Source organism: Achromobacter sp. ACM01, assembly GCF_014851745.1.
Classification (GTDB): Bacteria; Pseudomonadota; Gammaproteobacteria; order Burkholderiales; family Burkholderiaceae_B; genus Achromobacter; species Achromobacter aegrifaciens.
In genome coordinates this window covers 1215599-1240006 of record NZ_JACVAF010000002.1, presented here as the reverse complement: position 1 = coordinate 1240006, position 24408 = coordinate 1215599, and the positions used below count along the sequence as shown (strand labels likewise).

General features: G+C 67.5%; 29 protein-coding genes. 12 read left to right on the top strand and 17 right to left on the bottom strand.

Annotated elements, in window-relative coordinates; all coding sequences use genetic code 11:
• Position 1: 1 nt before the first annotated feature.
• Complete coding sequence (locus IB268_RS14130) at positions 2-532, top strand: MarR family winged helix-turn-helix transcriptional regulator (RefSeq protein ID WP_225588743.1); 531 nt, start codon at positions 2-4, stop codon at positions 530-532.
• Positions 529-1308, top strand: a complete 780-nt coding sequence (locus IB268_RS14125) for a DNA alkylation repair protein (protein WP_192354404.1) — start codon at positions 529-531, stop codon at positions 1306-1308. The genes IB268_RS14130 and IB268_RS14125 overlap by 4 nt, the downstream gene beginning before the upstream one ends.
• A gap of 47 nt (positions 1309-1355) precedes the next feature.
• Here IB268_RS14125 and IB268_RS14120 read toward each other — a convergent pair whose 3' ends face one another.
• Positions 1356-2105 carry an SDR family oxidoreductase gene (locus IB268_RS14120; protein ID WP_054456432.1) on the bottom strand — a complete coding sequence of 250 codons (750 nt, stop codon included), beginning with the start codon at positions 2103-2105 and terminating at the stop codon, positions 1356-1358.
• Positions 2106-2280: 175 nt separating this feature from the next.
• Here IB268_RS14120 and IB268_RS14115 point away from each other — a divergent pair, with 175 nt between their 5' ends.
• Positions 2281-3072 (top strand): DUF169 domain-containing protein, encoded by a 792-nt coding sequence (locus IB268_RS14115; protein WP_192354403.1) that lies wholly within the window; start codon positions 2281-2283, stop codon positions 3070-3072.
• On the opposite strand, the gene IB268_RS14110 is transcribed toward IB268_RS14115, so the two are convergent.
• Positions 3039-3977, bottom strand: coding sequence for a LysR family transcriptional regulator (locus tag IB268_RS14110; protein WP_119449407.1), 939 nt, complete (start codon positions 3975-3977; stop codon positions 3039-3041). The two genes, IB268_RS14115 and IB268_RS14110, sit on opposite strands and share 34 nt — an antisense overlap.
• 107 nt (positions 3978-4084) lie before the next feature.
• Between IB268_RS14110 and IB268_RS14105 the strand changes: the two genes are divergently transcribed.
• Positions 4085-5263, top strand: a complete 1179-nt coding sequence (locus IB268_RS14105) for a CynX/NimT family MFS transporter (protein ID WP_054456435.1) — start codon at positions 4085-4087, stop codon at positions 5261-5263.
• A gap of 70 nt (positions 5264-5333) precedes the next feature.
• Positions 5334-6008, top strand: coding sequence for an HAD family phosphatase (locus IB268_RS14100; RefSeq protein WP_175213514.1), 675 nt, complete (start codon positions 5334-5336; stop codon positions 6006-6008).
• An 11-nt stretch (positions 6009-6019) separates the two neighbouring features.
• Here IB268_RS14100 and IB268_RS14095 read toward each other — a convergent pair whose 3' ends face one another.
• From IB268_RS14095 to IB268_RS14065, 7 genes are all read right to left on the bottom strand, one after another.
• A complete protein-coding gene (locus IB268_RS14095) occupies positions 6020-6979 on the bottom strand; it encodes a DMT family transporter (RefSeq protein WP_175213513.1) in 960 nt (319 codons plus the stop codon).
• Between the two features lie 82 nt (positions 6980-7061).
• Entirely contained in the window at positions 7062-7886 is an 825-nt protein-coding gene (locus IB268_RS14090) for an AraC family transcriptional regulator (protein ID WP_119449436.1), read from the bottom strand.
• Between the two features lie 96 nt (positions 7887-7982).
• The gene (locus IB268_RS14085; protein ID WP_192328140.1) at positions 7983-9260 is read right to left on the bottom strand and encodes an RNA polymerase sigma factor; all 1278 of its coding nucleotides are present in this window, start codon (positions 9258-9260) and stop codon (positions 7983-7985) included.
• Complete coding sequence (locus IB268_RS14080) at positions 9257-9664, bottom strand: VOC family protein (RefSeq protein ID WP_125471701.1); 408 nt, start codon at positions 9662-9664, stop codon at positions 9257-9259. Before IB268_RS14080 ends, IB268_RS14085 begins: the two co-directional genes overlap by 4 nt.
• Positions 9665-9809: 145 nt before the next feature.
• Positions 9810-10220, bottom strand: a complete 411-nt coding sequence (locus IB268_RS14075) for a YciI family protein (protein WP_192354402.1) — start codon at positions 10218-10220, stop codon at positions 9810-9812.
• A 419-nt stretch (positions 10221-10639) separates the two neighbouring features.
• On the bottom strand, positions 10640-10993 hold the full coding sequence (locus IB268_RS14070) for a YciI family protein (RefSeq protein WP_119449411.1): 354 nt from the start codon (positions 10991-10993) through the stop codon (positions 10640-10642).
• A 117-nt stretch (positions 10994-11110) separates the two neighbouring features.
• Positions 11111-11539 carry an SgcJ/EcaC family oxidoreductase gene (locus tag IB268_RS14065; RefSeq protein WP_192354401.1) on the bottom strand — a complete coding sequence of 143 codons (429 nt, stop codon included), beginning with the start codon at positions 11537-11539 and terminating at the stop codon, positions 11111-11113.
• A gap of 159 nt (positions 11540-11698) precedes the next feature.
• Between IB268_RS14065 and IB268_RS14060 the strand changes: the two genes are divergently transcribed.
• The gene (locus tag IB268_RS14060; protein WP_192354400.1) at positions 11699-13435 is read left to right on the top strand and encodes a SulP family inorganic anion transporter; all 1737 of its coding nucleotides are present in this window, start codon (positions 11699-11701) and stop codon (positions 13433-13435) included.
• Positions 13436-13452: 17 nt separating this feature from the next.
• On the opposite strand, the gene IB268_RS14055 is transcribed toward IB268_RS14060, so the two are convergent.
• Positions 13453-14085, bottom strand: a complete 633-nt coding sequence (locus tag IB268_RS14055; RefSeq protein ID WP_192354399.1) for a LysE family translocator — start codon at positions 14083-14085, stop codon at positions 13453-13455.
• A gap of 100 nt (positions 14086-14185) precedes the next feature.
• Here IB268_RS14055 and IB268_RS14050 point away from each other — a divergent pair, with 100 nt between their 5' ends.
• Positions 14186-14638, top strand: coding sequence for an Lrp/AsnC family transcriptional regulator (locus tag IB268_RS14050; protein WP_192354398.1), 453 nt, complete (start codon positions 14186-14188; stop codon positions 14636-14638).
• A 48-nt stretch (positions 14639-14686) separates the two neighbouring features.
• Here the strand turns inward: IB268_RS14050 and IB268_RS14045 are convergent, their stop codons facing one another.
• The 3 genes from IB268_RS14045 to IB268_RS14035 all read right to left on the bottom strand — a co-directional run bounded on the left by IB268_RS14045 (position 14687) and on the right by IB268_RS14035 (position 17362).
• Positions 14687-15652, bottom strand: coding sequence for an OmpA family protein (locus IB268_RS14045; RefSeq protein ID WP_192354397.1), 966 nt, complete (start codon positions 15650-15652; stop codon positions 14687-14689).
• Positions 15649-16539, bottom strand: a complete 891-nt coding sequence (locus IB268_RS14040; RefSeq protein ID WP_119449415.1) for a motility protein A — start codon at positions 16537-16539, stop codon at positions 15649-15651. The genes IB268_RS14045 and IB268_RS14040 overlap by 4 nt, the downstream gene beginning before the upstream one ends.
• Positions 16540-16789: 250 nt before the next feature.
• Positions 16790-17362 (bottom strand): GNAT family N-acetyltransferase, encoded by a 573-nt coding sequence (locus tag IB268_RS14035; RefSeq protein WP_125471696.1) that lies wholly within the window; start codon positions 17360-17362, stop codon positions 16790-16792.
• Between the two features lie 102 nt (positions 17363-17464).
• On the opposite strand from IB268_RS14035, the gene IB268_RS14030 reads away from it, so the two are divergent.
• Positions 17465-19186: an NYN domain-containing protein gene (locus tag IB268_RS14030; RefSeq protein ID WP_192354396.1), complete on the top strand. Its 1722-nt coding sequence runs from the start codon at positions 17465-17467 to the stop codon at positions 19184-19186.
• A 26-nt stretch (positions 19187-19212) separates the two neighbouring features.
• On the opposite strand, the gene IB268_RS14025 is transcribed toward IB268_RS14030, so the two are convergent.
• A complete protein-coding gene (locus tag IB268_RS14025; RefSeq protein ID WP_054456448.1) occupies positions 19213-20007 on the bottom strand; it encodes a helix-turn-helix domain-containing protein in 795 nt (264 codons plus the stop codon).
• A gap of 97 nt (positions 20008-20104) precedes the next feature.
• Between IB268_RS14025 and IB268_RS14020 the strand changes: the two genes are divergently transcribed.
• The 3 genes from IB268_RS14020 (at position 20105) to IB268_RS14010 (ending at position 21288) form a co-directional block, all read left to right on the top strand.
• On the top strand, positions 20105-20371 hold the full coding sequence (locus tag IB268_RS14020; protein ID WP_054456449.1) for a hypothetical protein: 267 nt from the start codon (positions 20105-20107) through the stop codon (positions 20369-20371).
• Between the two features lie 103 nt (positions 20372-20474).
• Positions 20475-20981 (top strand): DUF523 domain-containing protein, encoded by a 507-nt coding sequence (locus IB268_RS14015; RefSeq protein ID WP_054456450.1) that lies wholly within the window; start codon positions 20475-20477, stop codon positions 20979-20981.
• Positions 20971-21288 (top strand): hypothetical protein, encoded by a 318-nt coding sequence (locus IB268_RS14010; protein ID WP_192354395.1) that lies wholly within the window; start codon positions 20971-20973, stop codon positions 21286-21288. The genes IB268_RS14015 and IB268_RS14010 overlap by 11 nt, the downstream gene beginning before the upstream one ends.
• Positions 21289-21316: 28 nt before the next feature.
• Here IB268_RS14010 and IB268_RS14005 read toward each other — a convergent pair whose 3' ends face one another.
• The 3 genes from IB268_RS14005 to IB268_RS13995 all read right to left on the bottom strand — a co-directional run bounded on the left by IB268_RS14005 (position 21317) and on the right by IB268_RS13995 (position 23575).
• Entirely contained in the window at positions 21317-22288 is a 972-nt protein-coding gene (locus IB268_RS14005; RefSeq protein WP_192354394.1) for a tripartite tricarboxylate transporter substrate binding protein, read from the bottom strand.
• Between the two features lie 129 nt (positions 22289-22417).
• Positions 22418-22996 (bottom strand): hypothetical protein, encoded by a 579-nt coding sequence (locus IB268_RS14000; protein WP_088157190.1) that lies wholly within the window; start codon positions 22994-22996, stop codon positions 22418-22420.
• A 120-nt stretch (positions 22997-23116) separates the two neighbouring features.
• Positions 23117-23575, bottom strand: a complete 459-nt coding sequence (locus tag IB268_RS13995; RefSeq protein ID WP_119449422.1) for a carboxypeptidase regulatory-like domain-containing protein — start codon at positions 23573-23575, stop codon at positions 23117-23119.
• Positions 23576-23652: 77 nt separating this feature from the next.
• On the opposite strand from IB268_RS13995, the gene IB268_RS13990 reads away from it, so the two are divergent.
• Positions 23653-24273 carry a TetR/AcrR family transcriptional regulator gene (locus tag IB268_RS13990; RefSeq protein WP_192354393.1) on the top strand — a complete coding sequence of 207 codons (621 nt, stop codon included), beginning with the start codon at positions 23653-23655 and terminating at the stop codon, positions 24271-24273.
• Positions 24274-24408: the final 135 nt, after the last annotated feature.

Sequence of the window (24408 nt, the reverse complement as noted above, 5' to 3'; positions counted from 1 at the left end):
CATGCAAGACCCACAACACATGCTTGAACCCAAACACCGCGCGCTGCTCGACGTCGCCGCCAAGCGTGGCCTGCCGTCGGCCGACGGCATAGCCCTTTGCTTTCAGCTGCTGTCGCTGGCCAGCGCCATCGACCGCGATTGCGCTGCCCGGCTGGCGCCGCGCAAGTTGTCGGAGGGAAAGTTCGTGCTGCTGTTCCTGCTGCATGAGCAGGCCGACGGCATGTCGCCGCACGAGCTGGCCGATGGCGCGGGCGTCACGCGGGCCACGGTCACGGGCTTGCTGGACGGCCTGGAGCGCGATGGTTTCGTCTCGCGCCGCGCGGGCAAGGAAGACCGGCGCAAGATCATCGTGAAGCTGAGCGCCAAGGGGCGGGCCGAGGCCGCGCAGCTGTTCAAGACGCATACGGACTGGATAGATTCCCTGTTTGCGGGCTTGGGCCCGGCGGACCGGGCGCGCCTGCGCACGCTGCTGGGCAAGATCTGGCAGGGAACCGACGCGGGCCGGACCGCGGGACAGGAGAGCACGCAATGAACAAGAAAGCTGCCGCCGCGCCGACGGGCAGGGGCGTGAAGGACATCGGCGCGGAACGCCTGGCGCAGCTGAACGCGGGCGAGCCGGCACGCAACCTGACCGAATGCCTGGCCGTGGACTTTGCCGAATTGATGCAGGCAGCCGCGCCCCAGGTCGGCGCCGAAGCCATCGCAGTTCTGCGCGCGCAGGCTGCGACGGGCATCTCCAAGCGCATGGCCGTGGCGGCGCGGACTCTGCTGGACGGCCTGGGCGCGGACGCCTTCAAGCAACTGCGTGATCACCGCTCGGATACCGTCCGGGGCTGGGTCTGCTTCATGGTCGGCGCAATGCCGGACCTGAGCTTGCAGCAGCGGGTGGCGCTGATCCGGCCGCTGGCCGATGACGGGCATTTCGGCGTGCGGGAATGGGCCTGGTTGGCGGTGCGTCCACAATTGGCGGCGGAACTGGACGCCGCAGTGGAACTGCTGCGTCCCTGGACCGCGGACGCGTCCGAACGCGTACGTCGTTTTGCCAGCGAGTCGCTGCGCCCACGCGGGGTATGGTGCGCGCATATTGGGGCCTTGAAGGCTGATCCCGGCCGCGCGTTGCCGCTGCTGGAGCCGCTGCGGGCCGATCCGGCCATCTACGTGCAGGACTCGGTGGCGAACTGGCTGAACGACGCCAGCAAGGACCAGCCGGACTGGGTGCGCGAAGTCTGCGCGCGCTGGTCGCGGGGCAAGCCGGCCGCGGCGACGCAACGCATCTGCCAGCGCGCGCTGCGTTCCATCGGCGCCTAGCCGCGGGTTTGGGCAGATACGCTTGCGCCCATCCGGCCGGCCAGCGATTACAACTGGCTCATGCCCCCATCCGCGATGATTTCCGTGCCCACGATGAAGGCGGATTCGGGCGAGGCCAGGTGCAGCACCGTGGAGGCGATTTCCTGCGGCGTGCCGAAACGCCCCAGCGGCACCTGGGCGCGGATGCTGGCGGCGGTCTTTTCCAGCGCCGCGGCATCCAGGCCCAGCTTGTCATAGATCGGCGTGGCGACCGGCCCGGGACTGATGACGTTGACGCGTATGCCGCGCGGCAGCAGCTCGGCCGACAAGGTCTTGGCCAGCGAAATCAGCGCGGCCTTGCTGGCCGCGTAGATCGATGAGGCAGGCATGCCGATGCGGGCGTTGATCGAACCATTTAGCACGATGGACGCGCCCGGGTTGAGCAGCGGGTCCAGCGCCTGCAACTGGAAAAAGGCGCCTTTGACGTTGGTCGAGAAGGTCTGGTCCCAGAGGGCCTCGGTGGCTTCGGCCAGCGGCGCAAAGCGGGCCACGCCGGCGTTGATGAAGACGGCGTCCAGACGGATGCCGGCCTGGCGCAGTTCGGCCGCCAGCGCAGCGGGGGCGCCGGGGGCGCCGGCGTCGTTGCGCAGCGCCAGCGCATGCGAACCCAGGCTGGCGCGCACCTGCTTGAGCACCGCGGCGTCGCGCCCGGTGACGACGACGCGGGCGCCCTCGGCGGCGAAAGCCTGGGCGGCGGCCAGGCCGATGCCGCTGGTGCCGCCCGTGATCAGGACGGTCTTCTGTTCGAAACGGTTCATGGTGGGCTCCTTGGAAGCCGGGGGGTGTCCTGCGCGTTTGCGGCGGGCGGGTTTGCCGCTATCCACGATAGATCAATCAGGGGCCCGGCGGGCGATTCGTTATAGTCATTGCTGACCGCGATCAATCTGCGGCAATGCGGCGAAGTCCGCGCACAAAACAGTCCAAGGGACGGGCATGGAAGAGACGACACTGAACTGGGCATCGCTGGTCGATGATCTGAACAAATTGCTGCGCCTGAAGACCACGGTCATCGGCATGAAGCTCTACGAGCGCGAAGACGACATGGCCGCGGTCAAGGGCCTGCGGCGTCCGCAGGCCACGCACACCACCGACCAGATCGTGGGCATGGCCGCCCGGCTCGGTTGGACGGTAGGAATCACGGGCGACGACCTGGTCGGCGCGCAATGCCGCGCCGTGGTCGGCCTGGGGCCGCAGGATGAGGCCTGGAAGCGCGGCGAGGATTACGTGGGCGTCTGGCACGCCACCCAGGAAGATGCCCAGGCGCGCCAGGAGGCGCTGACCTGTGTGCCGGCGGGCAAGTACCGCGGGCTGGTGGTGTCGCCGCTGGCCTCGGGCCGGCTGGACCCGCCCGACGTCTGCCTGATCTACGCCACACCGGGCCAGATGATCATCCTCATCAATGGCTTGCAATGGAAGAACTACCGGCGCTTTGACTGGAGCGTGGTGGGCGAAACGGCCTGTGCCGACTCCTGGGGCCGCGCGCTCGCCACCGGCGAGCCCAGCCTGTCCTTGCCCTGTTACGCCGAGCGCCGCTACGGCGGCGTGCCCGACGAGGAAATGCTGATGGCCTTGCCGCCGCGCTACCTGCCCATCGCAATCGAGGGCATGAAGGCGCTGTCGGCCAATGGCCTGCGCTACCCGATTCCGCCCTACGGCATCCAGAACGACGTGCGCGCCGGCATGGGCGTGAGCTATGCGCGTGCGCCAGCGTCGTCCAAGCCCTGATGGACGGCTGCGCGCAAGGCGCCCGCCAGCACGCGGGCTGCCGGCCCCAGCGGCTGGTCGATGCGGTGCGCCAGATAGGTTTCGCTGACCACCTGGCTGCCGCGCCCCAGGCTGTCGGTCGGCAGGCGCAGCAGGCGGCCTTCGGCCAGGTCGCGCTCCACCTGCCAGTAGGGCAGCCGGCCCCAGCCCACGCCCGCCAGGATCAGGGCGTGCTTGGTGTCCTGGCCGCTGACGCGGCAGGTCTGCGGCGACAGCACTGCGAAGTCCCGGCCCTGGGTCAGCGTGGAGGGATCCGTCTGCACGATCTGCACGTGGTCGGCGAGTTCAGCCGGACCCAAGGGCATGTCGGCCGCGACGCGCTGCGCCAAGGCGTGGCCCGCGCCCACCACCGCCACCATCTGCACGGACGACAGCGCCTGCATCACGATCCGCGGATTGCGAAAATGGTCGCCGGCGACGATAGCCAGCGTATGGCTGCGCGTCAGCAGGGCTTCCACCGGGCCGCCCAGGGGCAGCACGGATACGCGCACGGCGACGGACGGATAGACGGCGCGCAGCGCGTTCAGGGCGGCGCCTACGTCGGCGATCGGAAACAGCGTGTCCACCGCCAGCGACAGTTCCAGCTCGACGCCTTCGCCCAGGCCCTGGGCGCGGGCGCGCATGGCGTCCACGCGGAGCAGGATGTCGCGGGCGTTGGCCAGCAGGGCCGCGCCTTGCGGCGTCATCACGGGCCGGTGGCCGCTGCGGTCGAACAGGGTCACGCCCAGCTGCGCTTCCATATTGGCGATGGCGTGGCTGACGGCCGATTGCACGCGCGACAGGCGGCGCGCGGCCGCGCGGAAACTGCCGGCGTCGGCCACGGCGGCGAATACGCGCAACTGGTCCAGGGTCAGGGCGTCTATCATTCTGCCGGCTGATCTATCCAATCGATCGATTCCATCAAAAGATTATCACTTACCGGGATCGCTTTGCGCTGGCATCCTGGCTGGGTCGTAAAACAAGGGAGACAAGGATGGGCAAGGAAGGAACGCGCTGGTCGGCGGTGCTGGCCATCGTGGGGGCAGGGGTGGTTGCGGCGCTGCAAGTGGGCAAGGTCATCATTGCAGCGCCCTTGCTGCGCAAGGACATGGGGCTGGATCTGGCCTCCATCGGCGCGCTGGCCGCGGTGTTTTCGATCCTGGGCCTGGTCGGCGGCATTGCCGCGGGCGGCGTCATCAACCGCTATGGCGCGCGGCGCATGCTGCTGGCGGGCCTGGCGGCGACGGCGGTGGGCTCCGTGATGGGCGCGATGGCGTCCGCCTACAGCGTCCTGCTGGTCTCGCGGGTGGTGGAGGGGCTGGGCTTTCTGATGATTACCGTGGCTGGACCCGCGGCCCTGCAACGCATGGTGTCGGCATCCACCCGCGACTTCGCCTTCGCGCTGTGGAGTTGCTACATGCCGGCGGGCATGGCGATTGCGATGCTGGCCTCGCAGGCCTTCAGCGGCTGGCAGGCCTATTGGTGGTGCGCCGGCGCAGCGGTGCTGGTGGCCATGGTATGCGTGGCGGCGCTGGCGCCGGCCAACCCGGGCGGGGCCAGCCTGTCGTGGCGGGGCTTGCGGCAGGACACGGTCGATACCATGGGCGCGCCCGGTCCGCGCCTGCTGGCGCTGTCGTTCACGCTCTACAGTCTGATGTTCTTCGCGTTGTTCACCTTCCTGCCAGTGCTGCTGACCGAGCAACTGGGCCTGCCGCTGGCGACCGCCGGCCTGTACAGCGCCATCGCCAGCGCCGCCAACGTGGTCGGCAACCTGGGCGCGGGCGTGTTGCTGGCGCGCGGCTGGGGGCGTTCCACCCTGATCGCCTGCGCCAGCCTGATCATGGGCGCGGTGGCGCTGTTGATCTTTCGCTCGGTGCTGCCGGCCATGCCCACCTTCCTGCTGTGTGTGCTGTTCTCGGCGGTGGGCGGACTGATACCGGCCACGCTGCTGGGCACGGCGCCGCTGCTGGCGCCGCGGCCGGCGTTGACACCGGCTTCGGTGGGGCTGGTGATGCAGGGGAGCGGCCTGGGCCAGGTGATCGGCCCGGTGGCGGTGGGCGGCGCGATCGACCGCTACGGCTGGTCGGTGGCATCGCTGATCGTCGCGGCCGCCGGGCTGGGCGGGGTGTTTCTGGCGTGGCGCTTGCGGCGCCTCAAAGGTCCGGGGTTATAGAGCGCCCGGATCGCGCGGTGGTGTCACGAGCCAGGCATATCATGGGAACTTGTCCTGAAATGGAGCCACCATGCACACGCCTCCCCCCAGCCTGGTCATCTTCGACTGCGACGGCGTCCTGATCGATAGCGAAATCATCGCGGCGCGCGCCCAATCGCGGGCGCTGGCCGCGCATGGCATTGCCATCACGCCCGAGGACGCCGCGCGCCGCTTCGCAGGCATCCCCGATGCGGACATGTGGCAGACCCTGCAACAGGAAAACGCCCGCAGCCTGCCCGAAGGATTTGCGCGCGAATACGCGGACGGGCTCGAAGCCATCTTCCGCCAGGAGTTGCGCGCGTTGCCGGGCGCGCTGGAGACGGTTCGCACGCTGCGCGAGCGCGGCCTGCAGGTCTGCGTGGCCTCCAGCAGCACGCCGCCCAAGCTGGAGGCGGCCTTGAAGCTGGTTGGCCTGTGGGATCAGTTCGCGCCCAATGTGTTCAGCACCGCGCAGGTGGCGCACGGCAAGCCGGCGCCGGACGTGTTTCTCTTTGCCGCCCGGCAGATGCGAGCCGCAATCCTGGATTGCGTGGTGGTGGAAGACAGCGTGCCCGGCGTGCGCGCCGCTCGCGCCGCGCGCATGCGCGCCATCGGCTACGTGGGCGCTTCGCATAACGGGCCGGACCAGCGCCAGCGCTTGCTGGACGAGGGCGCATCGGACGTCATCGACGATTTGCGGCGCTTGCCGGAGTTGCTGCTGGACTAGGACGCGCGCGCCTATGCCGCGGCAGGCGAGGGCTCCGGCTTGACCCGCACCGCGCGCAGCACGCCCACCATCAGGCAGGCGATGCCGATCAGCGTCAGCGGCTGGGGCATCTGCCCGCGCAGGATGTAGGCATAGGCCAGGGCCGCCAGCGTTTCGAACACGATCAATTGCCCCGCCAGCGCGGTGGGCAGGCGCTGGCTGGCTTCGTTCCAGCACAAGGTGCCCAGCCAGGACGCGAACAGGCCGATGATGGCCATCAAGGCCAGGAAGACCTCGGGCCTGGGACCAGCCGGCATGGGAAAGTCGCTGCCGGCCGCGGCCATGCCGGCCCACAGCACAAGATAGCCCGCCAGCGCCAGCGGCAATGTCGCCACGCCCTGGGCCGTGGCCCAGGTGCGCGGGCTGCGGTCGGGATGGGCGCGGAGCCAGTCCGCGTTACGCAGCGGATACCAGGTCCAGCACGCCACTGCGCCCAGCGCCAGCAGCGCGCCGATGGCGTAGCGCGACATGTCGGCGTCGGCATCCTGGCGCAAGGCTTGCAATTCCACCTGATTGACGCAGGCGATGCCCAACGCGATCAGCGCCAGCGCGGGCGCCAGCCGCTTCCAGGGCAGCCGGCCGTCGCGCCGAGCGTTGCGCAGGTTGGCGCTGATGGCGATGACCACGGGGAGCGTACCGATAATCATGGTGGGCAGCGGCCCGCCCGCGCGCTGGATGGCGCTGGCCAGGCACAGGTAGTAGAGCAGGTTGCCGATGGCGGCGAGCTTCAGCGCCTCGATCCAGTCGGCGCGCTGCAACTGGCGCAGGCCGCGGCGATCCAGCCAGGCCAGCGGCAGGGCGATCAGGCCGAACGCCAGGTAGCGCGCCACGGATTGCAGCGCGGCAGGGTATTCCGGCAGCAGCAGGGGCCCCACGAACACCAGCCCCCACATCAGGCCGGCGGCCAGGGCATAAAGGGTTCCAGCCCACATACGACGTCGCTCCAGGTCACGAATGGCGGCAGTCTAGCCAGCGGGCGGGCGGCGCGTCTTGTACCAGATTGCGGTGCGGGGCTCAGGCGCGGACTTGCTTTTGGTAGCGCGCGGGCGTGACGCCGTAGCGGCGCGAGAAGGCGCGGGTCAGATGCGCCTGGTCGGTCAGTCCCGAGGCCAGCGCCACCTGGGCAGGCGATTCGCCCGCGGCCAGCCGGCGCTTGGCTTCGAACAGCCGCAGCGCCATCAGCATCTGCTGCGGCGTGGCGTGGTATTGCGCCTGGAAGCTGCGCAGGAAATGAAAAGGGCTGAGGCCGGCCACGGCCGCGAGTTCGTCCAGCATCAGGCGGCGCGCCAGGTTGGCGCGCAGGTAATCGATGACGGGCGCAAAGCGCGGCGCGCCGGTGTCCCTGGCCGTGCGCGGCACACGCGCGTGGCGGCGAAACTCGCCCAGCAGCGCGTACAAGGCGCTGTCGAACGCCAGCGGTTCGCGCGCCTGCCATAAGGTGTCCAGCAGCGCGGTGACGCGCTGCGCGCCGGCCGCGTCATGGCCGACCGCCGTATCGAACCACCAGCCGCTTTCGCCGGTGACGCGGGCCACCACGTCCGGGTCCAGGTAGACCATGCGGTAGCGCCAGCCGCCCTCGGTTTCGGCGCGGCCGGTATGTAATTCGTCGGGGTTCATCAGCACCACCGAGCCCGAGGGCGCCAGATGCTCCGCCCCCCGGTAGCGGAAGCGCTCGACGCCGGACTCGATCGCGCCCAGCCCGTAGGCTTCGTGGGTATGCGGCTCGAAGGCGTAGCGGACGATGTGCGCGCGGTACAGCTCCACGCCGGGCAGGTGCGCCGCCTGCCGGAACTCGGCGCGGTCGCCCGGATGTTCGAACGCCTGCGGCACGCCCGGCATGACGGGCGCGGCAAGGTCGGAGAGGGCATGGTCGGCGGGGCGCATGATTGGATTTAAGCATGCCGGCAGGCGCCGCAGCGCCCCTGGGCCGCGCGCTCAGGAACCGGACATGTCGCGCGCCCGCGCCAGCAGCAGTTCGCGTTCGCGCGCATTGCGCGTCATGCCGGCCGCGCGTTCGAACTCGGCGCGGGCCTCAGACTTGCGCCCCAGCTTGGCCAGCAGGTCCGCGCGCACGCTGGGCAGCCAGTGGTAGTTGGCCAGCGCCGGTTCCTGTGCCAAATGGTCGGCCAGGTCCAGCCCGGCCTGGGGGCCGAATGCCATGCCGACGGCGACGGCGCGGTTCAGCTCCACGACTGGCGAGGGCGCGGCCTGGGCCAACGCGTCGTACAGCGCCACGATGCGCGGCCAATCGGTTTCCTCGGGCGTGCGCGCCCGGGCGTGGCAGGCGGCCAGTTCGGCCTGCAAGGCGTAAGGGCCGCGCGGGGCTCCCAGACTGTCCGACAGCGCCAGCGCCGCCAATCCGCGGCGGATCAGCAGGGGGTCCCAACGGTTGCGGTCCTGCTCCATCAGCAGGACGGGACGGCCCTGCGCGTCGGTGCGGGCATGCAGGCGCGACGCTTGCAATTCCATCAGCGCCGCCAGTCCGTGGACCTCGCTTTCGCCCGGCGCCAGCTGGGCCAGGATGCGGCCCAGGCGCAGCGCCTCGTCGCACAGCGCGGGACGCATCCAGTCATCACCGGACGTCGCGGAATAGCCCTCATTGAAAATCAGGTAGATCACTTCCAGTACCGACGCCAGGCGCGGCGCGCGCTCCTCGGCCCGGGGGACTTCAAACGGCACGTTGGCCGCGGACAGGCTGCGCTTGGCGCGCACGATGCGCTGCGCGATGGTGGATTCCGAGGCCAGGAAAGCGCGCGCGATCTCGGCGGTGGTCAGCCCGCCCAAAAGGCGCAGGGTGAGCGCCACGCGCGCCTCGGTGGACAACAGCGGATGGCAGGCGGTGAACACCAGCCGCAGCAGGTCGTCGCCGATGTCGTCCTGGCGCGCGGCGTCCAGCGCGTCGACGAAGTCGGGCTCGACGTCGGCCTGCAGGGCTTCCAGCTCGTGTCCGATCTGCTCGTGCTTGCGCGTATGCAGCGCGTCCAGCCGCAGGCGGTCGCGCGCGCGATTCTTGGCGGTAGTCATCAGCCACGCTCCCGGGTTGTCCGGCACGCCGGTTTCGGGCCAGCGTTCCAGGGCGGCGACCAAGGCATCCTGCGCCAGCTCTTCAGCCAGCCCGACGTCGCGCACCAGGCGCGCGACGCCGGCGATGACGCTGGCGGCTTCGATCCGCCAGACCGCCTCGATGGCGCGATGCACGGTCTCCCGCGTCATGCGCTGGGCACTTCGCCGGGGGCCATGTACACCAGCTCCCAGACGTGGCCGTCCAGATCCTCGAAGCCATGCGCGTACATGAAACCGTGGTCCTGGGGCTGGCGCGGAGCGGTGCCGCCGGCGGCGAGGGCGCGCTTCACCTGCTCGTCCACTTCGGCGCGGCTGTCGCAGGACAGCGCGATCAGCACCTCGGTGGTCTTGGTGGCATCGGCTACCGGCTTGCCGGTGAAGGTCTGGAAAAAGTCCTTCACCAGCAGCATGACGTAGATGCTGTCGCTCACGACCATGCAGGCGCCCTGGTCGTTGGTGAACTGCGGATTGAAGCTGAAGCCCAGGCTCTTGAAGAAAGCCTGCGATTTCTGCATGTCAGCGATGGGGAGATTGACGAAGATCTGGTTGTGCATGATGTTCCCGCTTCCTTTTTAGTGTGTGTCCTGGCGCCTTTCCGCCAGGGTCCTGAGGTTGGCCAGCCCGTCTTCGAAATCCTTCCCGACCATGCTGTCCATGTTGCAAAAGAGATGCACCGGTTTGGCGGCGTGGTTCAGCCGCTCATTGGCCATTGCCGGATATCCGCCGGTAGCGTTCGACTCCCTCGCTGGGGCCGAATTCGTCCAGTTCGAAGACCTGCCGCACTTCGACGGCGCAGAACTGGCCGGGGAAGGGCTGGGGAAAGCGCAGCGCCCATTGCATGGCCTCCTCGCGCGAGCGGACCTGGATCATGGTGTAGCCGGCGATCAATTCCTTGGTCTCGGCGAACGGGCCGTCGACCACCGTGCGCTGGTCCTTGTCGTACTGCACCCGCCAGCCCTTGGAAGAGGGGTGCAAGCCATTGGCGTCCAGCAGCACGCCGGCCTTGGCCAGCGCCTCGTGATAGGTCGCCATGGCGGCCAGCAGGCTTTCCTGGGGCATCACGCCGGCTTCGCTGTCCGGCGTGGCGCGGACGATGATCATGTATCGCATTCCTGGGACTCCTCGATTCTGACTACAAGGCCCGAGGGGGGCTTGTACTGGCACGACGAACGGCAAGACGCGGAATCGACAGAAAAATGATGAACCTAGGGTAACTACCAAGAAAGCGGGCGGACCGGCCTGATCCTGCACACCGTTACAAAGGCACAGCCCTGGTTGCAGCGCGCCTCCATACACTCGCAGCGTCCACAACTTTGAACACCAATATGAAAATCCTGTGCAGTCTTGCCTTGCTGGCTTCCTTGCTGACGGGCTGTGCCGTCTATACCCCCAGTGGCGCGGTCATCGTCGATCCTCATGACGGCGGCGGCCGTGGCGGTTTCTGTCCGCCGGGCCAGGCCAAGAAAGGAAACTGTTGAATCTTGCGGCTGGCGCGCGCGCCAGCCGCAGGTCCAGCATGGGCCGCGTGCCTACATGAAGCAGGGACCCAGTTCGCGGACCTCAACCGTGGCCCACTGGGCGGCCGGACACTCGGCAGCCAGCGCCAGCGCCTCTTCCCGGGTATCGCAGTTCAGCAGGAAGAAGCCGCCTATCATTTCCTTGGCCTCGGCATAGGGGCCGTCCACCAGGGAACGTTCGCCGTCGCGGATCCGCAGGCGCACGGCTTCCGATTCGGACTTCAGGGATTCCGCGCGCGCCAACAGGCCGCGCGAACTCAGGTCTTCCGCATAGCGCAGCATCTGCGCGTAGGCTTCGCGGCCCTCTTCGGGCGTGCGCTGGGCGCGCTGGCCCACCGGTTCGACGATGAAAAGCAGATAGGACATGGGATCTTCCAGTTCGGACTGCCGATAAGGTTCGCCAGATTACCGCTATTTGTTGCGCCGGTGCCATCCTGCAATACGTCGCCCGGCGTTCTTTGTAAGCAGAGGTAGGCGGCGGACTCAGCTACCGTCCCGCAACACTGCCACTCCCGTCCGGGGATTCACCAGCGTGACGTTCTCCAGCGCCTGGATACGCCAGGCGCCGGCCTGCCGCGTCAGCACGGCAAGAATCATGGTGTCGACGGCATGGGCGCCCGCTGGATGCGCCGCGCCGGCCGCCAGACGACTCCAGAAGTGCACGATCGCTGCGTCGGCGCCGACCGGCGTCACGTCAACGAGTTCGTTCGCCAGCGTGGAATCGCTGTAGATGCTGGCGTGGATGGGAGCATGCATCTTGACGATTTCCTCGACGCCGCGCACATAGTGGCCGAACCGGTTCACGAACGTCGCGTCCTCATGGAACAGCGTGCCCAGCGCCTGCATGTCGTGGTCGTTCCAGGCGGCCTGGAACGCGCCTGGGATGTCTTCGGGATTGCGCATCTGCGTCATGTGGATTCTTGCCCGTGTCTGTATAAGGATAGGCGTCGCGCCATGCGCCGTCATGGCTACCCGCAAGCATGAATAATGCGTCAGACTACGGAATCGGCGCTACCGGATTTGCAGCCTGACATGCTCTGCCGGCACGCCCGTCCACACTGCGAAGGTCCCATGGCATCCCATACTTCCGCCTCCAAGGATGTGACCGCCGCCGGCTGGCTGCGCTGGCTGCCCGGATTGGCGGTGCTCCGGTCATACCAGGCCGCCTGGCTGCCCAAGGACGTGGCCGCCGGCCTGGTGCTGACGACCATGCTGGTGCCGGTCGGCATTGCCTATGCCGAAGCGTCCGGCGTCCCGGGCGTTTATGGCCTTTATGCCACCATCATTCCACTATTGGCCTATGCGCTGTTCGGCCCCAGCCGGATCCTGGTGCTGGGACCGGACTCCGCTTTGGCAGCGCCCATCCTGGCGGTGGTGCTCAGCGTTTCCGAAGGCGATCCGATGCGCGCGGTGGCCGCGGCCAGCCTGATGGCGCTGGTCGCCGGGCTGTTCTGCATCGTGATGGGATTGCTGCGGCTGGGTTTCATCACCGAGCTGCTGTCCAAGCCGATCCGCTATGGCTACATGAACGGCATTGCGCTGACGGTGCTGGTCAGCCAGTTGCCCAAGCTGTTTGCCATCTCCATCGAAGACGCCGGCCCGCTGCGCGAACTGGTGCAGCTGGGCCAGGCCGTTTACCAGGGGCAGACCAACTGGTACAGCTTCGGGGTAGGGGCGGCGACTTTGGCGGTGATCCTGCTGCTCAAACGCTACGAGCGCGTGCCGGGCATCCTGATCGCGGTGATCCTGGCGACGCTGGCCGTCAGCCTGTTCCACCTGGACTCGCAGGGCGTGAAAGTGCTGGGCGAAATCCCGCAGGGGCTGCCCAAGTTCGTCTTGCCCTGGCTCAGCAACGCGGACCTGGTCAAGATCGCGCTGGGCGGCTGCGCGGTGGCGCTGATCGCCTTCGCCGACACCAGCGTGCTGTCGCGCACCTATGCCGCGCGCACGAACACGCAGGTCGATCCGAACCAGGAAATGGTGGGCCTGGGCGTGGCCAACCTGGCGGCCGGCTTCTTCCAGGGCTTTCCGATCAGCAGCAGCGCTTCGCGCACGCCGGTGGCCGAGGCGGCGGGTTCGCGCACGCAGCTCACGGGCGTGGTGGGCGCGCTTGCCGTCGCGGGGCTGCTGGTCGCAGCGCCCAATCTGCTGCGCTACCTGCCGAACAGCGCGCTGGCCGCGGTGGTGATCGCGGCGGCCATCGGCCTCTTTGAATTCAAGGACCTGCGCCGCATCTACCGTATCCAGCAATGGGAGTTCTGGCTGTCGATGGCGTGCTTTGCCGGCGTGGCCGTGTTCGGCGCCATTCCCGGCATCTGCCTGGCCGTGCTGATCGCCGTGATCGAATTCCTGTGGGACGGCTGGCGTCCGCACTTCGCCGTGCTGGGCCGCGTGCCCAACCTGCGCGGCTACCACGACCTGAAACGCTATCCGAATGCTGCACTGATCGACGGCCTGGTGCTGTTCCGCTGGGACGCGCCGCTGTTCTTCGCCAATGCCGAACTCTTCCAGCAACGCCTGATGGAAGCCGTGGAGGCCTCGCCCACGCCGGTGCGCCGGGTGGTGGTGGCTGCCGAGCCGGTCACCAGTGTGGACGTCACGTCGGCGGACATGTTGCGCGAACTCAGCCGCAGCCTGGCCCAGCAAGGCGCGGCGCTGCATTTCGCGGAAATGAAGGACCCCGTGCGCGACAAGCTCAAGCGCTTCGAACTGACCGAGATTTTTGGCGACGACCGCTTCCATCCCACGGTGGGCAGCGCGGTGGACAGTTACCTGGAGAGCGGGGGCGGCGGGCATCCTGGAGATTGAGGCCCGCCTCGCCTGGGTCAGGCCATCAACACGGCGACCTGTTCGCCGAACAGGATCAGCGCAATGACAATCATGGCCAGGCCCGAGAACTGGCTGACCCTGCGCGCGGCCACCGGGCGCGATTGCAGCACCGCCTTCGACCCCAGGCCCACCAGGGTGTAGATGACGGCGCAATTGAGGATCTGCAGGATCCCCAACGCCGTGATCTGCGTGGAGATCGGCCAGGCCCCTTCGCGGCTGGTGAATTGCGGCAGCAAGGCCAGGAACAGCAGGATGGCCTTGGGGTTCACGCCGCTGACGGCGAAACCTCTTGCGGCCCAGCCCAGCCAATGCCCCGCGGCCCGCGCGTCACCCGCTATGGGCTCCGACGGATGCGCCAGCACGTTGGCCCCCAGCCAGAGCAGATACGCCGCGCCGACCAGCGTCAGCACGGTGAGGATGGCGGGTTCGCTCGCAACCAGCGCCCCTATGCCCGCCGCGACCACCATGGTGATCATCAGATAGCCGGTCAACATGCCCGCGACGGCCGGAAGGACGGCCTTGTCCCGTAAGCCGGCGGATATGGCATACGCCCAATCCGCGCCCGGGACGACAACCAAAGAAAGCGAAACAAGCCAAAACGCCACCAGATTGCCGGTTTCCAACTGCATACCCCAAATGAATCTCAGGCGGGGAATGTTATCGGCGAAGCAAGGGGAAGTGCTCCTGCTATCTACCTGAAAATACATAGTTGTGGGTAGAATCTTCCCCATGGATGACTTGGATAGAAAAATTCTTGCGCAGCTACAGGAAGACGGCCGCATTTCCATCACGGACCTGGCGGAACGGGTTGGCCTGAGCCTGTCTCCGTGCCACCGGCGGCTGCGGGCGCTGGAAGAGGCGGGCGTCATCAGCGGCTACGGCGCAAACATCAATCTGGCCGCGGTCGGGCTGAATTTTTCGGCCATCGTCTTCGTCACCATGCGCGAAGGCAGCAGCGACCGGGTGTCGGCGTTCGAGACAGCCCTGGCCGATATTCCCGAGGTGGTGCAGGCGCAGCGGTTGTTCGGCGACCCGGACTACATGCTGCACGTCGTCACCCAGGACCTGCCCGCGTTCCAGGCGCTCTATGACCGGGTGTTGTCGGCGCTGCCGAGCGTGCTGCGTTTGCGGTCGACGCTAGTGATGAAGAACGTGCTGAGGAACCGGCCTGTGCCGCTCTGAGGCGGGCGGAGAGCCAGGCCGCGCGGCTGCGCGCGACCTGGGCCCGGATCAGGATTTCGCGGCGGGGGCGGGGGCGGCCGCGGCGGCCCCAGGCGTCGCGCCCTGCGCCGTCTTCTGCGAGGGCGCGATGTCCATGATCAGTTCCACGCGCCGGTTGGCCGCGCGGCCTGCCGGGGTGTCATTGGACTCGATGGGGCGGGTCTCGGCGTAGCCGACGGCGCGCAGGCGCTGGGCCGATACGCCGTCGCGGACCAGCTCGCGCAGCACGCTGGTGGCGCGGCTGCTGGACAGTTCCCAGTTGGACGCGAATTGCCGGGTCTGGATGGGCACGGGGTCGCTGTGGCCCTCGACCGAGACCTGGTATTCGTTCTTGTTGAGGATGGCGGCCAGGCGCTTGATCACGTCCAGGCCGGTGGGGCTGAGGGTGGCCTGGCCGGACGGGAACAGCAGTTCATTGCTGATGCGAAAGCTCACCGACTGCTCGTTGATGATCACGTCCACCGATTTGCCCAGGTCGGCCAGGCCCAGCGATTCCTTGGAGGGCGCGCGCAGCGGCGGGGCGGCGTCGGCGACGACCTCGCCTTCCTGGGCGGGCTGGGCCGTGGCTGCGGCCACGGCAACGGCCGGGGCTTCGGCCTGCGCCCAGCTTGCCGGAATCTGGACCGCGTCGAATTCGGAGTATTCGCCGTCGTAGTCGGGCAGGCCGCTGGCGGCCAGTGTGCCGACCAGCTCCACGGGTTGTTCCGATTGGCCGAAGGCGCCGCCGTGCAGCCGCGTGAGCGCCAGCAGCACGACCAGCATGGCCAGCAGCAGGGTGATCAGGTCCAGGTAGCTGAGCAGCCAGTTCTCGGAGTCCTGTTCGGCGGTTTCCTCGACGTGCCAGCGGGCATAGCGGTCCTTGCGGTCGCCCTTGCTGGGACGCCAGCCGCTATTGGCCGCCGCTTTCTCGGCGCGTAGCTGGGCCTGGCGGGCCTGCTCGATCCGCTGCGCCAGGGTGGGAGAAATCAGGCTCATTGGCGCGCGGCGGCAGGACGGGCGATGGAGACGGGCTGGGCCGCGCCAGGTTTGGCCGCGGGTTTGATCTGACCTTCCGCCTTGGCTTGCGCGGCCTGGGGCTTGGCGTCCGCGCCGCCGTCGTAGATTTCGTCTTCAACGTGCATGACGAAGGAATTCAGCGTTTCGCGCACCACCGCGGGGCCGCGCTTCTCGCACATCATGGCGATGCCCTGCAGCACCATGTTCATGGATTCGACGCGCCTTGCGGTACGGCGTTCCAGCTTGAGCGCGATGGGCTTGCAGACCAGATTGGCCAGCAGGATGCCGTAGAAGGTGGTCATCAGGCCAATGGCCAGCTGCTGGCCGATCATCTGCATGCTGCCGTCGCCCAGTACCGACATCAGGTTGATCAGGCCCACCAGCGTGCCCAGCATGCCGAAGGCCGGGGCAAAGGTGGCCATGACGCGGAACATCTGGGCCTCGGCCTGTTCACGCGCGCGCAGGCGCGCCACGCGCCATTGCAGCAATTCGATGATCTGGTCTTCGGGCGTGTTGTCGATGATCAACTGCACGCCGGTGCGCAGGAAGGGGTTGCTGACCTTCTTGAGTTCCTGCTCGACCTTGCGGACGTCGGTGTTCATCCACAGCTGGGCCATGGACACCAGTTCCTCGATGTCCCGCTGCTGGTCGTGCTGGTCGTTGCGAAAGACGGTGCGCACCAGCTTGAAGACGCGCAGCACTTCCGACAGCGGGTAGGCGATGAACACGGCGGCCGCGGTGCCGCCCAGCACGATGGCCAGCCCCGGCAGGTTGATGTACATGCCGGGGTCGGTGGCGGCCAGGGCCACAACGATAACCAGGGTAAGCAGGCCGACGGCGGCGCCGATGACGGTAGACGGATTCATGGATCTTGCCCGATAAACATAGGCATCCCCGTACGCGGAATGCCGGATTTCGGGGAATTCTAGCCAGGGCAGGTCTGAGTCAATCGACCGGAAAACGGGGCGAAAAGGGCGGTAAGCGGCGGCTTGAAGCGGTCGGCGGGGCGCAGGTCGGTCCGGAAATAAAAGGGTCGGATAAGACGCAGGATCGGCCGGTGCATATGCCGGCAAGCCGCGAGCCCCGCATCGGCTCCTCGTCGATCCCGCGTCGGCCCTATCGGCCCTGGCGATCCTGGCGGGCGAACCATTCCTCGCGCGTGATCTCCCAGATTTCCGTGGGCAGCCGTCCGCTGACGTAGCCGCGCTCCTCGGTGGCGACCAGGCGCATGCCGCCTCGCTCCGAAATCCGGCGCGAGGCGGTGTTGGTGGCGGCCTTGGGCGCCCGCAGCAAAGGCTTGCCCAGGACCTCGAACCAGTAGGCGGTGGCGGCTTCGCTGGCCTCGGTCATGTAGCCCCGGCCGTGATGGGCGGGGTCCAGCCAGAAACCGCGGTTGTTCCAGGAATCGTCGTCCATCAGGCTGACGATGCCTATCAGGCTGGCGGGCGCCTGACGGGTGCGGATGGACCAGTGCCACTCCTTGCCGCGCCGCATCGCAGGGATCGCCACTTGTTCCAGATAGCTGCGCGCCCCGTCGGGCGGGTAGGGCCATGGCACCTGGTCGACCAGGTAGCGCACCACTTCCCACTGCGGGAACAGTCGCTGGATGGCTTCGGCGTCGCCGATTTCCAAGGGCTGCAGGATCAGGCGGTCGGTGGCAAGAGGCGGGAACAAAGGAGCTTCAGGCATGGCTGCTGGGGGCGGGCGCCGCGTACCGGCGGCAGATATGTATATCATGAGCGTCATCTGGCGGCGTCTCGCCCGGCGCCGCGGCAGCATTGGAGCAAAAACATGAATACCCCCAACGAAAACGTCAGCATGGCGCTTTTCTGTGATTTCGAGAACGTGGCGCTGGGCGTACGCGACACCAAGTACCAGAAGTTCGACATCCGGCCGGTGCTGGAACGGCTGCTGCTCAAGGGCAGCATCGTGGTCAAGAAGGCCTATTGCGACTGGGAGCGGTACAAGGAATTCAAGGCCCCCATGCACGAGGCCAATTTCGAACTGATCGAGATCCCGCACGTGCGCCAGTCCGGCAAGAATTCCGCCGACATCCGGCTGGTCGTGGACGCGCTGGACTTTTGCTACACCAAGTCCCACGTCAATACCTTCGTGATCATCAGCGGCGATTCCGATTTTTCGCCCCTGGTGTCCAAGCTGCGCGAGAACAACAAGAAAGTGATCGGCGTGGGCGTGAAGCAGTCCACCTCGGACCTGCTCATCGCCAACTGCGATGAATTCATTTTCTATGACGACCTGGCCCGCGAAGGCCAGCGCGCAGCCGACGCGCGCCGCGACAACCGTGGCGGCGCCGCCGCGGGCCAGCAGCGCCGCACGCCCGACGAGGAACGCCGCCGCAAGGAAGAGCTTGAGGCCCGCAAGACCCAGGCCGTGGAAATGGTCGCCGAGACCTTCGAAGCCCTCATGGCCGAACGCGGCGACAGCGGCAAGATCTGGGCGTCCGCCCTGAAGGATGCGCTCAAGCGCCGCCGGCCGGATTTCAACGAGTCCTACTACGGCTTCCGCGCCTTCGGCAACCTGCTGGACGAGGCGCAGTCGCGCGGCCTGCTGGAAGTCGGGCGCGAGGAAAACGCCGGCACCTACGTATACCGCGACAGCGCGGACGGGGCTGCAGCCGCGAATCGCGCCGCAGCCGATGGCGGATCCCGTTCAGCCTCGGCCCGTCAACCGGCAGCGGCCGAGACCGGCGACGCGTCCGCCGGCGCGGCTCAGGAAGAATCCCGTTCCCGCTCCGGCCGCAAATCGCGTGGCGGGCGCAAGTCGGGCGGCGAGGGCAGGGGAGCCAACCAGACTGCCGAGCAGGAAACCGCTGGCGAGAGCGCTGCCGCGCCGTCCGAAGCTTCGTCCGCGGCGTCTTCCGTCCAACCCGCAACCAAGGCGCCGGCCCCGACTGAGGCAGCCGCGCAATCCGCCGCCATAGCGCCGGCGACCGCGCAGGTCGATGCCGCCAGGCAGGCCGACGAACAAGCGGATGCCGCCAAGCTGGACGCCATGCGGGCCGACGCCCTGGCTCGAGCGCAGGAATCGAAACCGGTCCAACCCTCGCGTCTGCCGCCCATGCCCAAGCCCCTGCCGCAAGCGCGCCAGCCGTTGCCGGCGGTGAACATCGCTGAATGGACCTTTGCCCAACCTGCCGCGGAAAGCCGCAGCCAGCCCGCGAGCAAAACGCCTGCCAAGATGTCCGACCCGTTCGAGGGCGGCATGGCCAGGATTGCCGCAAGGGACGAGGCCAAGGCCGTCCAGCCCGTGGCGGACACGCATGCGGCTGCAGAGCCCGCAGCCGACAAGCCCGCATCGAAACGGGCCGCGACCCGCAGCCGTCCCGCTGCCAAGAAGACCGCCGCCAAGACCGCACCCGTGGCGCCGGCCGAGCCAGCGGCTGCGGCGGTATCCGAAGCGCCCGCCAAGCCTGCCCGCAAGAGCGCCGCCAAGACCGCCAGCAAGGCGGCTCCCCGCGCGCGCCGGGCCAGCAAGACGGCCGGGGAATCCTGAAGCCCCGGCTTCAGGGCTGACAGCGCTTAACCGCCCGGGCCGCCGTAGCGGCCCGGCGTGGCGCCCAGCTCGCGCTTGAACATGGCAATGAAGGCGCTGACGTTGTCATAGCCCAGCTCCAAGGCCACTGTGGTCACGGCCGCGCCTTCGGCCAGCATTTCCTGCGCCCGCATCAGGCGGGCGCGCTGCCGCCAGGCGCCCAGGGTCAGGCCGGTTTCCGCCAGGTAGCGGCGCGCCAGCGTGCGCGGCGACATGCCGATGGCGGCGGCCCATTCTTCTTGTGTCCGGGTGTCCGAGGGCTGGTTCGACAGCGCCAGCGCCAGCCGCTGCAGACGCGCGTCTCGCGGCAGGAGCAGGGGCTGGCCGGCATGCGGCAGGGTTCTGATTTCATCCCGGATCACCTCGATCAGGCGGCTGCGCGCCGGGTCGATTGCGTCGTCGCTCCAGGACGCGGCGCGGCCCACGGCGGCCAGCAGCAGATCGGAGGCGTGCAGCACGCAAGGACCGGCAGGCAGCCCCGCGCAAGCCGCCGGGCTCAAGTACGCGCTATAGCCGGCATACGGACCATGCGAGTACAGTCCGTGCGGTACGTCGGGGGGTATCCACACCGTCTGGCGGGATGCCACCACCCATTGATGGTCTCCCGCATAGACCGTCAGCAAGCCTTGATAGGCGCCCAATAGCTGCCCCCGCGCATGCTGATGCATGGCGGTATGGCGTAGCGCGCCATCCTGGCTGCGTACGGCGATCAGCCTGGGACCGCCGCGGTCGCGGGCGCGTCCAGGATCGAGCAAGGGAGGGGTGAGAGCAGGCAGTGCCATTGGCAGAAATACCGTATTGAATGGCCAGAACCGCGCAGACTTGCCACGCGGGCCCGTCTATCGTAACTCCTGTCTTGAGCAGCTACAGGAGCACAACATGAAAGCAAGCGATATCCTGCCCGACGGCAGGGATCTGGGGGAGTTCAACGGCGTGGCGGTGCGCAAGGGTACGGTGGGGGCGTTTCTCGCCAACGCCCGCGTCTGCCTCGACCCACAGGCGTCGGCCCAGGCCGTGGCCGATGCGCGTACGGACATCCGGGATGCCTTGCCGGCGCTCAATGCGCTGGGGCTGTTCGACGTGCTGCAGGTACGGGATCCCGCGCTGCGCGCCTGGATGCGCGAAATGGGCGCGGCCGCAAGCTGAGCCCTGGCCACACAGGCGTCCGCGCGCCAAGCCCGGTGCTCTATCATGCATGCTTTGAATAAGGGCCGCGCGCCGTGTTGCGGTCCATCGCCTCGGATTACGCATGCAATACGTTCTGGTCAGTTCCTGTCTGCTGGGCAACCCCGTACGCTACGACGGACGCGGCGCCTCCCATGACCACGCCGTGCTGACGCGCTGGCGGGACGAAGGCCGGGTGGTGGCGGTCTGTCCGGAAATGGCGGGCGGCATGCCGGTTCCGCGTCCGCCCGCCGAGATCGAGCCGGACTCGGACGCCGCCGCCGTGCTGGCCGGCCGCGCTCGCGTCATGGCGGTGTCGGGCGAGGATGTCACCGCGCCCTTCGTGCATGGCGCGCAAGCAGCGCTGGAAGCCGCGCGCAAGCACGGCATCGGCATCGCAGTGCTGAAGGAGGGTAGCCCTTCCTGTGGCAGCGGCTACGTGTACGACGGCCATTTCGCCGGCCGCAAGCAGCCCGGCGTGGGCGTGACGGCCGAACTGCTGGCCCGGGCCGGCCTGCGCGTCTTCAGCGAGAAACAGTGGGATGAGGCCCAGGCCTGTCTGGCCGGCCTGGAGGCGGCCGATGGGCGTTGATGTGGGCGACCTGCTGGTGCTGCTGGGAGTGGCCGGTTGCGCGGTCCTGGCCTGGAAGGCCGCAGTGCGCACCGGCCGCAGCAAGGGCCTCCTGCGCCTGGCCGCCGGCCTCTGCCTGGCCCTGTCCGGCTTCTTTTTCTACGCCTGGTACGCGCAATACCTGAAGTGGAACTTCAACGAGCTGGGCCGTTACTACGATCCGGTCGACCAGGTGGTCTACACGGATTCAGGATTCGTCTGGATCCTGCCCGCCAGCGTCATGCTGGCCGTCGGCCTGCTCTGCGGCTGGCGGGGCTGGCGCCGCTGAGCCGCCAGCCGCTTACTGCCTCGCGCGGTCATTCGCTGCGGATGTTGGCCTGCTTCACGATCCGGCCGTTATCGGCGTATTCCTTCTGCACCTGGGCCGTGAACTGCTCCACCGTCCCGGGCGACATGATGTTCAGCGCGTCCGTCAGCGGTTTGCTGATGTCCGGCATGGCGGCGATGCGGTTGATGAGGCCGTTCATGCGCTGGCGGAAATCCGGACTGGTGCTGGCGGGAGCGAAAAACCCGAAAGTGGATGTCATGTTTGCCCTGGGATAGCCCAGTTCGGCCAGCGTGGGCGTGCCGGGCCGTCCGGGCAGCCGGGCGGGGGAACCCACCGCCAGCAGCGTGAGCTTGCCTTCGTCGATCAGCGCATTGACCGGACCGGAGGCGTTCACCAGCATCAGCGTAAATTGTCCACCGAGGGCATCGGGCACCATCTGCGCCATGCCCTTGTACGGCACGTGGGTGATGCGCACGTCCGCCTGGCCATTGATCTGCTCCAGCATCAAATGCCCCAGCGACCCCACGCCGGCCGTCGCCAGCGACAGGCCGCCGGGATCGGCCTTGGCCTGGGCCAGCATGTCCTGGAAGGTTTTGCCCGTGAACTTCGGGCCGCCCACCAGATACACCGGCGAATACATCACGGAGGCCACCGGCGCCAGATCCTTCAAGGGGTCGTACAGCGTCTTCATCACATGCGGCGATAGCGTGACGGGGCTGACGGCGGTAAAGGCCAGGGTGTTCTCGTCGTGAGCCCGCGCCACCGTGTTCATGCCAATCATGCCGCCCGCGCCGCCGCGGTTCTCGACCACAACGGGCCGGCCCAGTTCCGCCGCCAGTTTCTGCGCGAACGCGCGCGCCGTGTTGTCGACGATGCCGCCCGCACCATAGGGCACGACGATGGTCATGGCCTTGGCGTCGGCTTGCGCTTGCGCGGCGGCAGAGAACGCGCAGGTTGCGCTGATTGCGCACAGCCCGGCGATCCGCTTGAAATTCAACATGCTTTCCCCTTGTCTATGCCCGACGGCCTGTCCGTCGGGACGCGGCAACGGCCCTGCAAAGAGGCGCGCCGGCATGCAGTGTGTGCAGGCCGGCGCGGCAGGGCAAGCGGGAATACCCGGAATGGCGCTTCAGTGCGCGCGGTAGCCGCGGCTGGTCATGCAGGAATCCAGCGCCCGGTTGTAGGAGTCCACCATGACCTGGGTGGTCCATTGCGTGATGGTGGCCGGGTCGTAGCCGCTCTGGTTCATGGCCCAACGCTGGCAGTCCATGGTGGCGCTGGCCTGGGCGCTGTTGACGGGCGCGGTGGACTCGTATTGCACCGGCTCGTACTGAGGCTGGGGCGCGCTGTACACGGGCTGCGCCTCGTACACTGGCGCGTTGTAGACGGGGGCCGCGTAGACCGGCGGGCTGGTGTAGCCCACGCCCGACGAATAGACGCCCGCCTGGGTGTAGGAGGGCCCGGAATCAGCCGCCAACAGCAGGCCTATGGTGGCCAGCGCGAAGGCGCCGCCTATCCACCAACCGTCGGAACTGCTGCTGCCGCCATGGTAATTGTGGTACCCGCCGTGGTATCCGCCACCGTGGTATCCGCCGCCGTGGCCGCCGCCCCAATAACCGCCGCCACGCCCGCCAGCCATGGCAGGCGCGCTTGCCACGGCCAACGCCAGTGCCGCGACGATGGCCATACGGCCAGAAAACCGCTTCATGATCTTGCTCCTGATCCGCCCCGGGGCCCAGCGTGACGCGGGACCCGGACCGATATTGCCACTTTACCGCCTGGCCGCTCCCATAAAGTGTCTCAAGCGCTACGGAGATTTCAACTGATTTCAGCGGGAGGCGGACGGGTCCCGGCGGTCGGGCCAGTTGTTGCAGGAACGCGACTCGCCGGGGCGCAACGTGATCTGCGGCTTATCGTTGAAATACGCGGCGTCGCGGTCCAGCGTCATGTAGGTTTCGTAGCCCGTTTTCTCCACGCACCAGTTCCAGAAGTACACCTGCGCCCCGTGGATCATCATCGATTCGGCGCGCCATTCCTTCAGGGCCCCGAACGCGGCGCTGCCGTCGGACGCGCTGCGGGTTTCATTGCGGAATTGTTCCCGCCCATAGGGAAACGTGCTGCTGATCAACACCACCCGCGCATCGGCCAGGGGCTGGGAATTTTCGTCCAGCACAGTGGCGCGGGCGTCAGGCTGCATGGTCTTGTACACGGGGTAGGGCACGCAACCCGATAGCAGGCTGGCGAGCGCCAGGGTGGCAATGGTCGGCAAGCACTTTGGGAAGGACATTGCAATGGTTGTATCCGTTGTGGGAACCGAGGGTAAAACCAGTGGCTAAAAGCGCGGAAGGGTAGTATTTTCTCGCGATGATTACGGCACGACCTTCTTCTTTACCGCAAGACAAGCGTCTCACCAAGGGTGAACGCACACGGGCTCAACTTCTGGAGGTCGCGGCAGCGGAATTCGCGGAACGCGGATTCCAGCATACCCGGATCAGCGACATCGTCGCCCGCGCCGGCGTGACCCAACCTGTCTTCTATCAATACTTCGCCGGCAAACAGGCAGCCTACGATGAACTGGTGGGCCTGTTCGCGCAGCGCTTGCGCCAGGCCATCGGCCAGGCGCGCATGCCGGACGGCCTGCAAGACGCCGGATTGGACAGTCGCGTCCGCCTGGGCGTGAGCGGCCTGCTCGCCATTCTGCAAGAGGATCCGAACCTGACGCGCATCGGCTTCTTCCAAGCCGCCGAGGCCGAGGCGCTCAAGAACGAGCTGACCGCGATGATCGCCGACAACGTGAGGGCCGAGCAAAAGGTGGGACTGCTCCGCGAGGACATTCCGGCCGACTGGTACGCCCAATCCATGATGGGCATCATCGAACGGTTCACGCGGCAGGAGCCGGATGCGGCCAGGCAGCAAGCCCTGGCGGAAGTCGTCACCAGCCTGTTGCTGGACGGGATACGAAAACCGCTCCGACAAGCCTCCTAGCCGGAGGCTTTTTTTTGGCCTGTGACCCGTCCTGGAAATGGTTGACACCTTTTTGAGAGAAAAAAGGAGAGTCAATTGGAATCAGGGATCAAGCGTACCCAGCGCGACTACCGTCTGGCTTTTAGACTGTCGGTG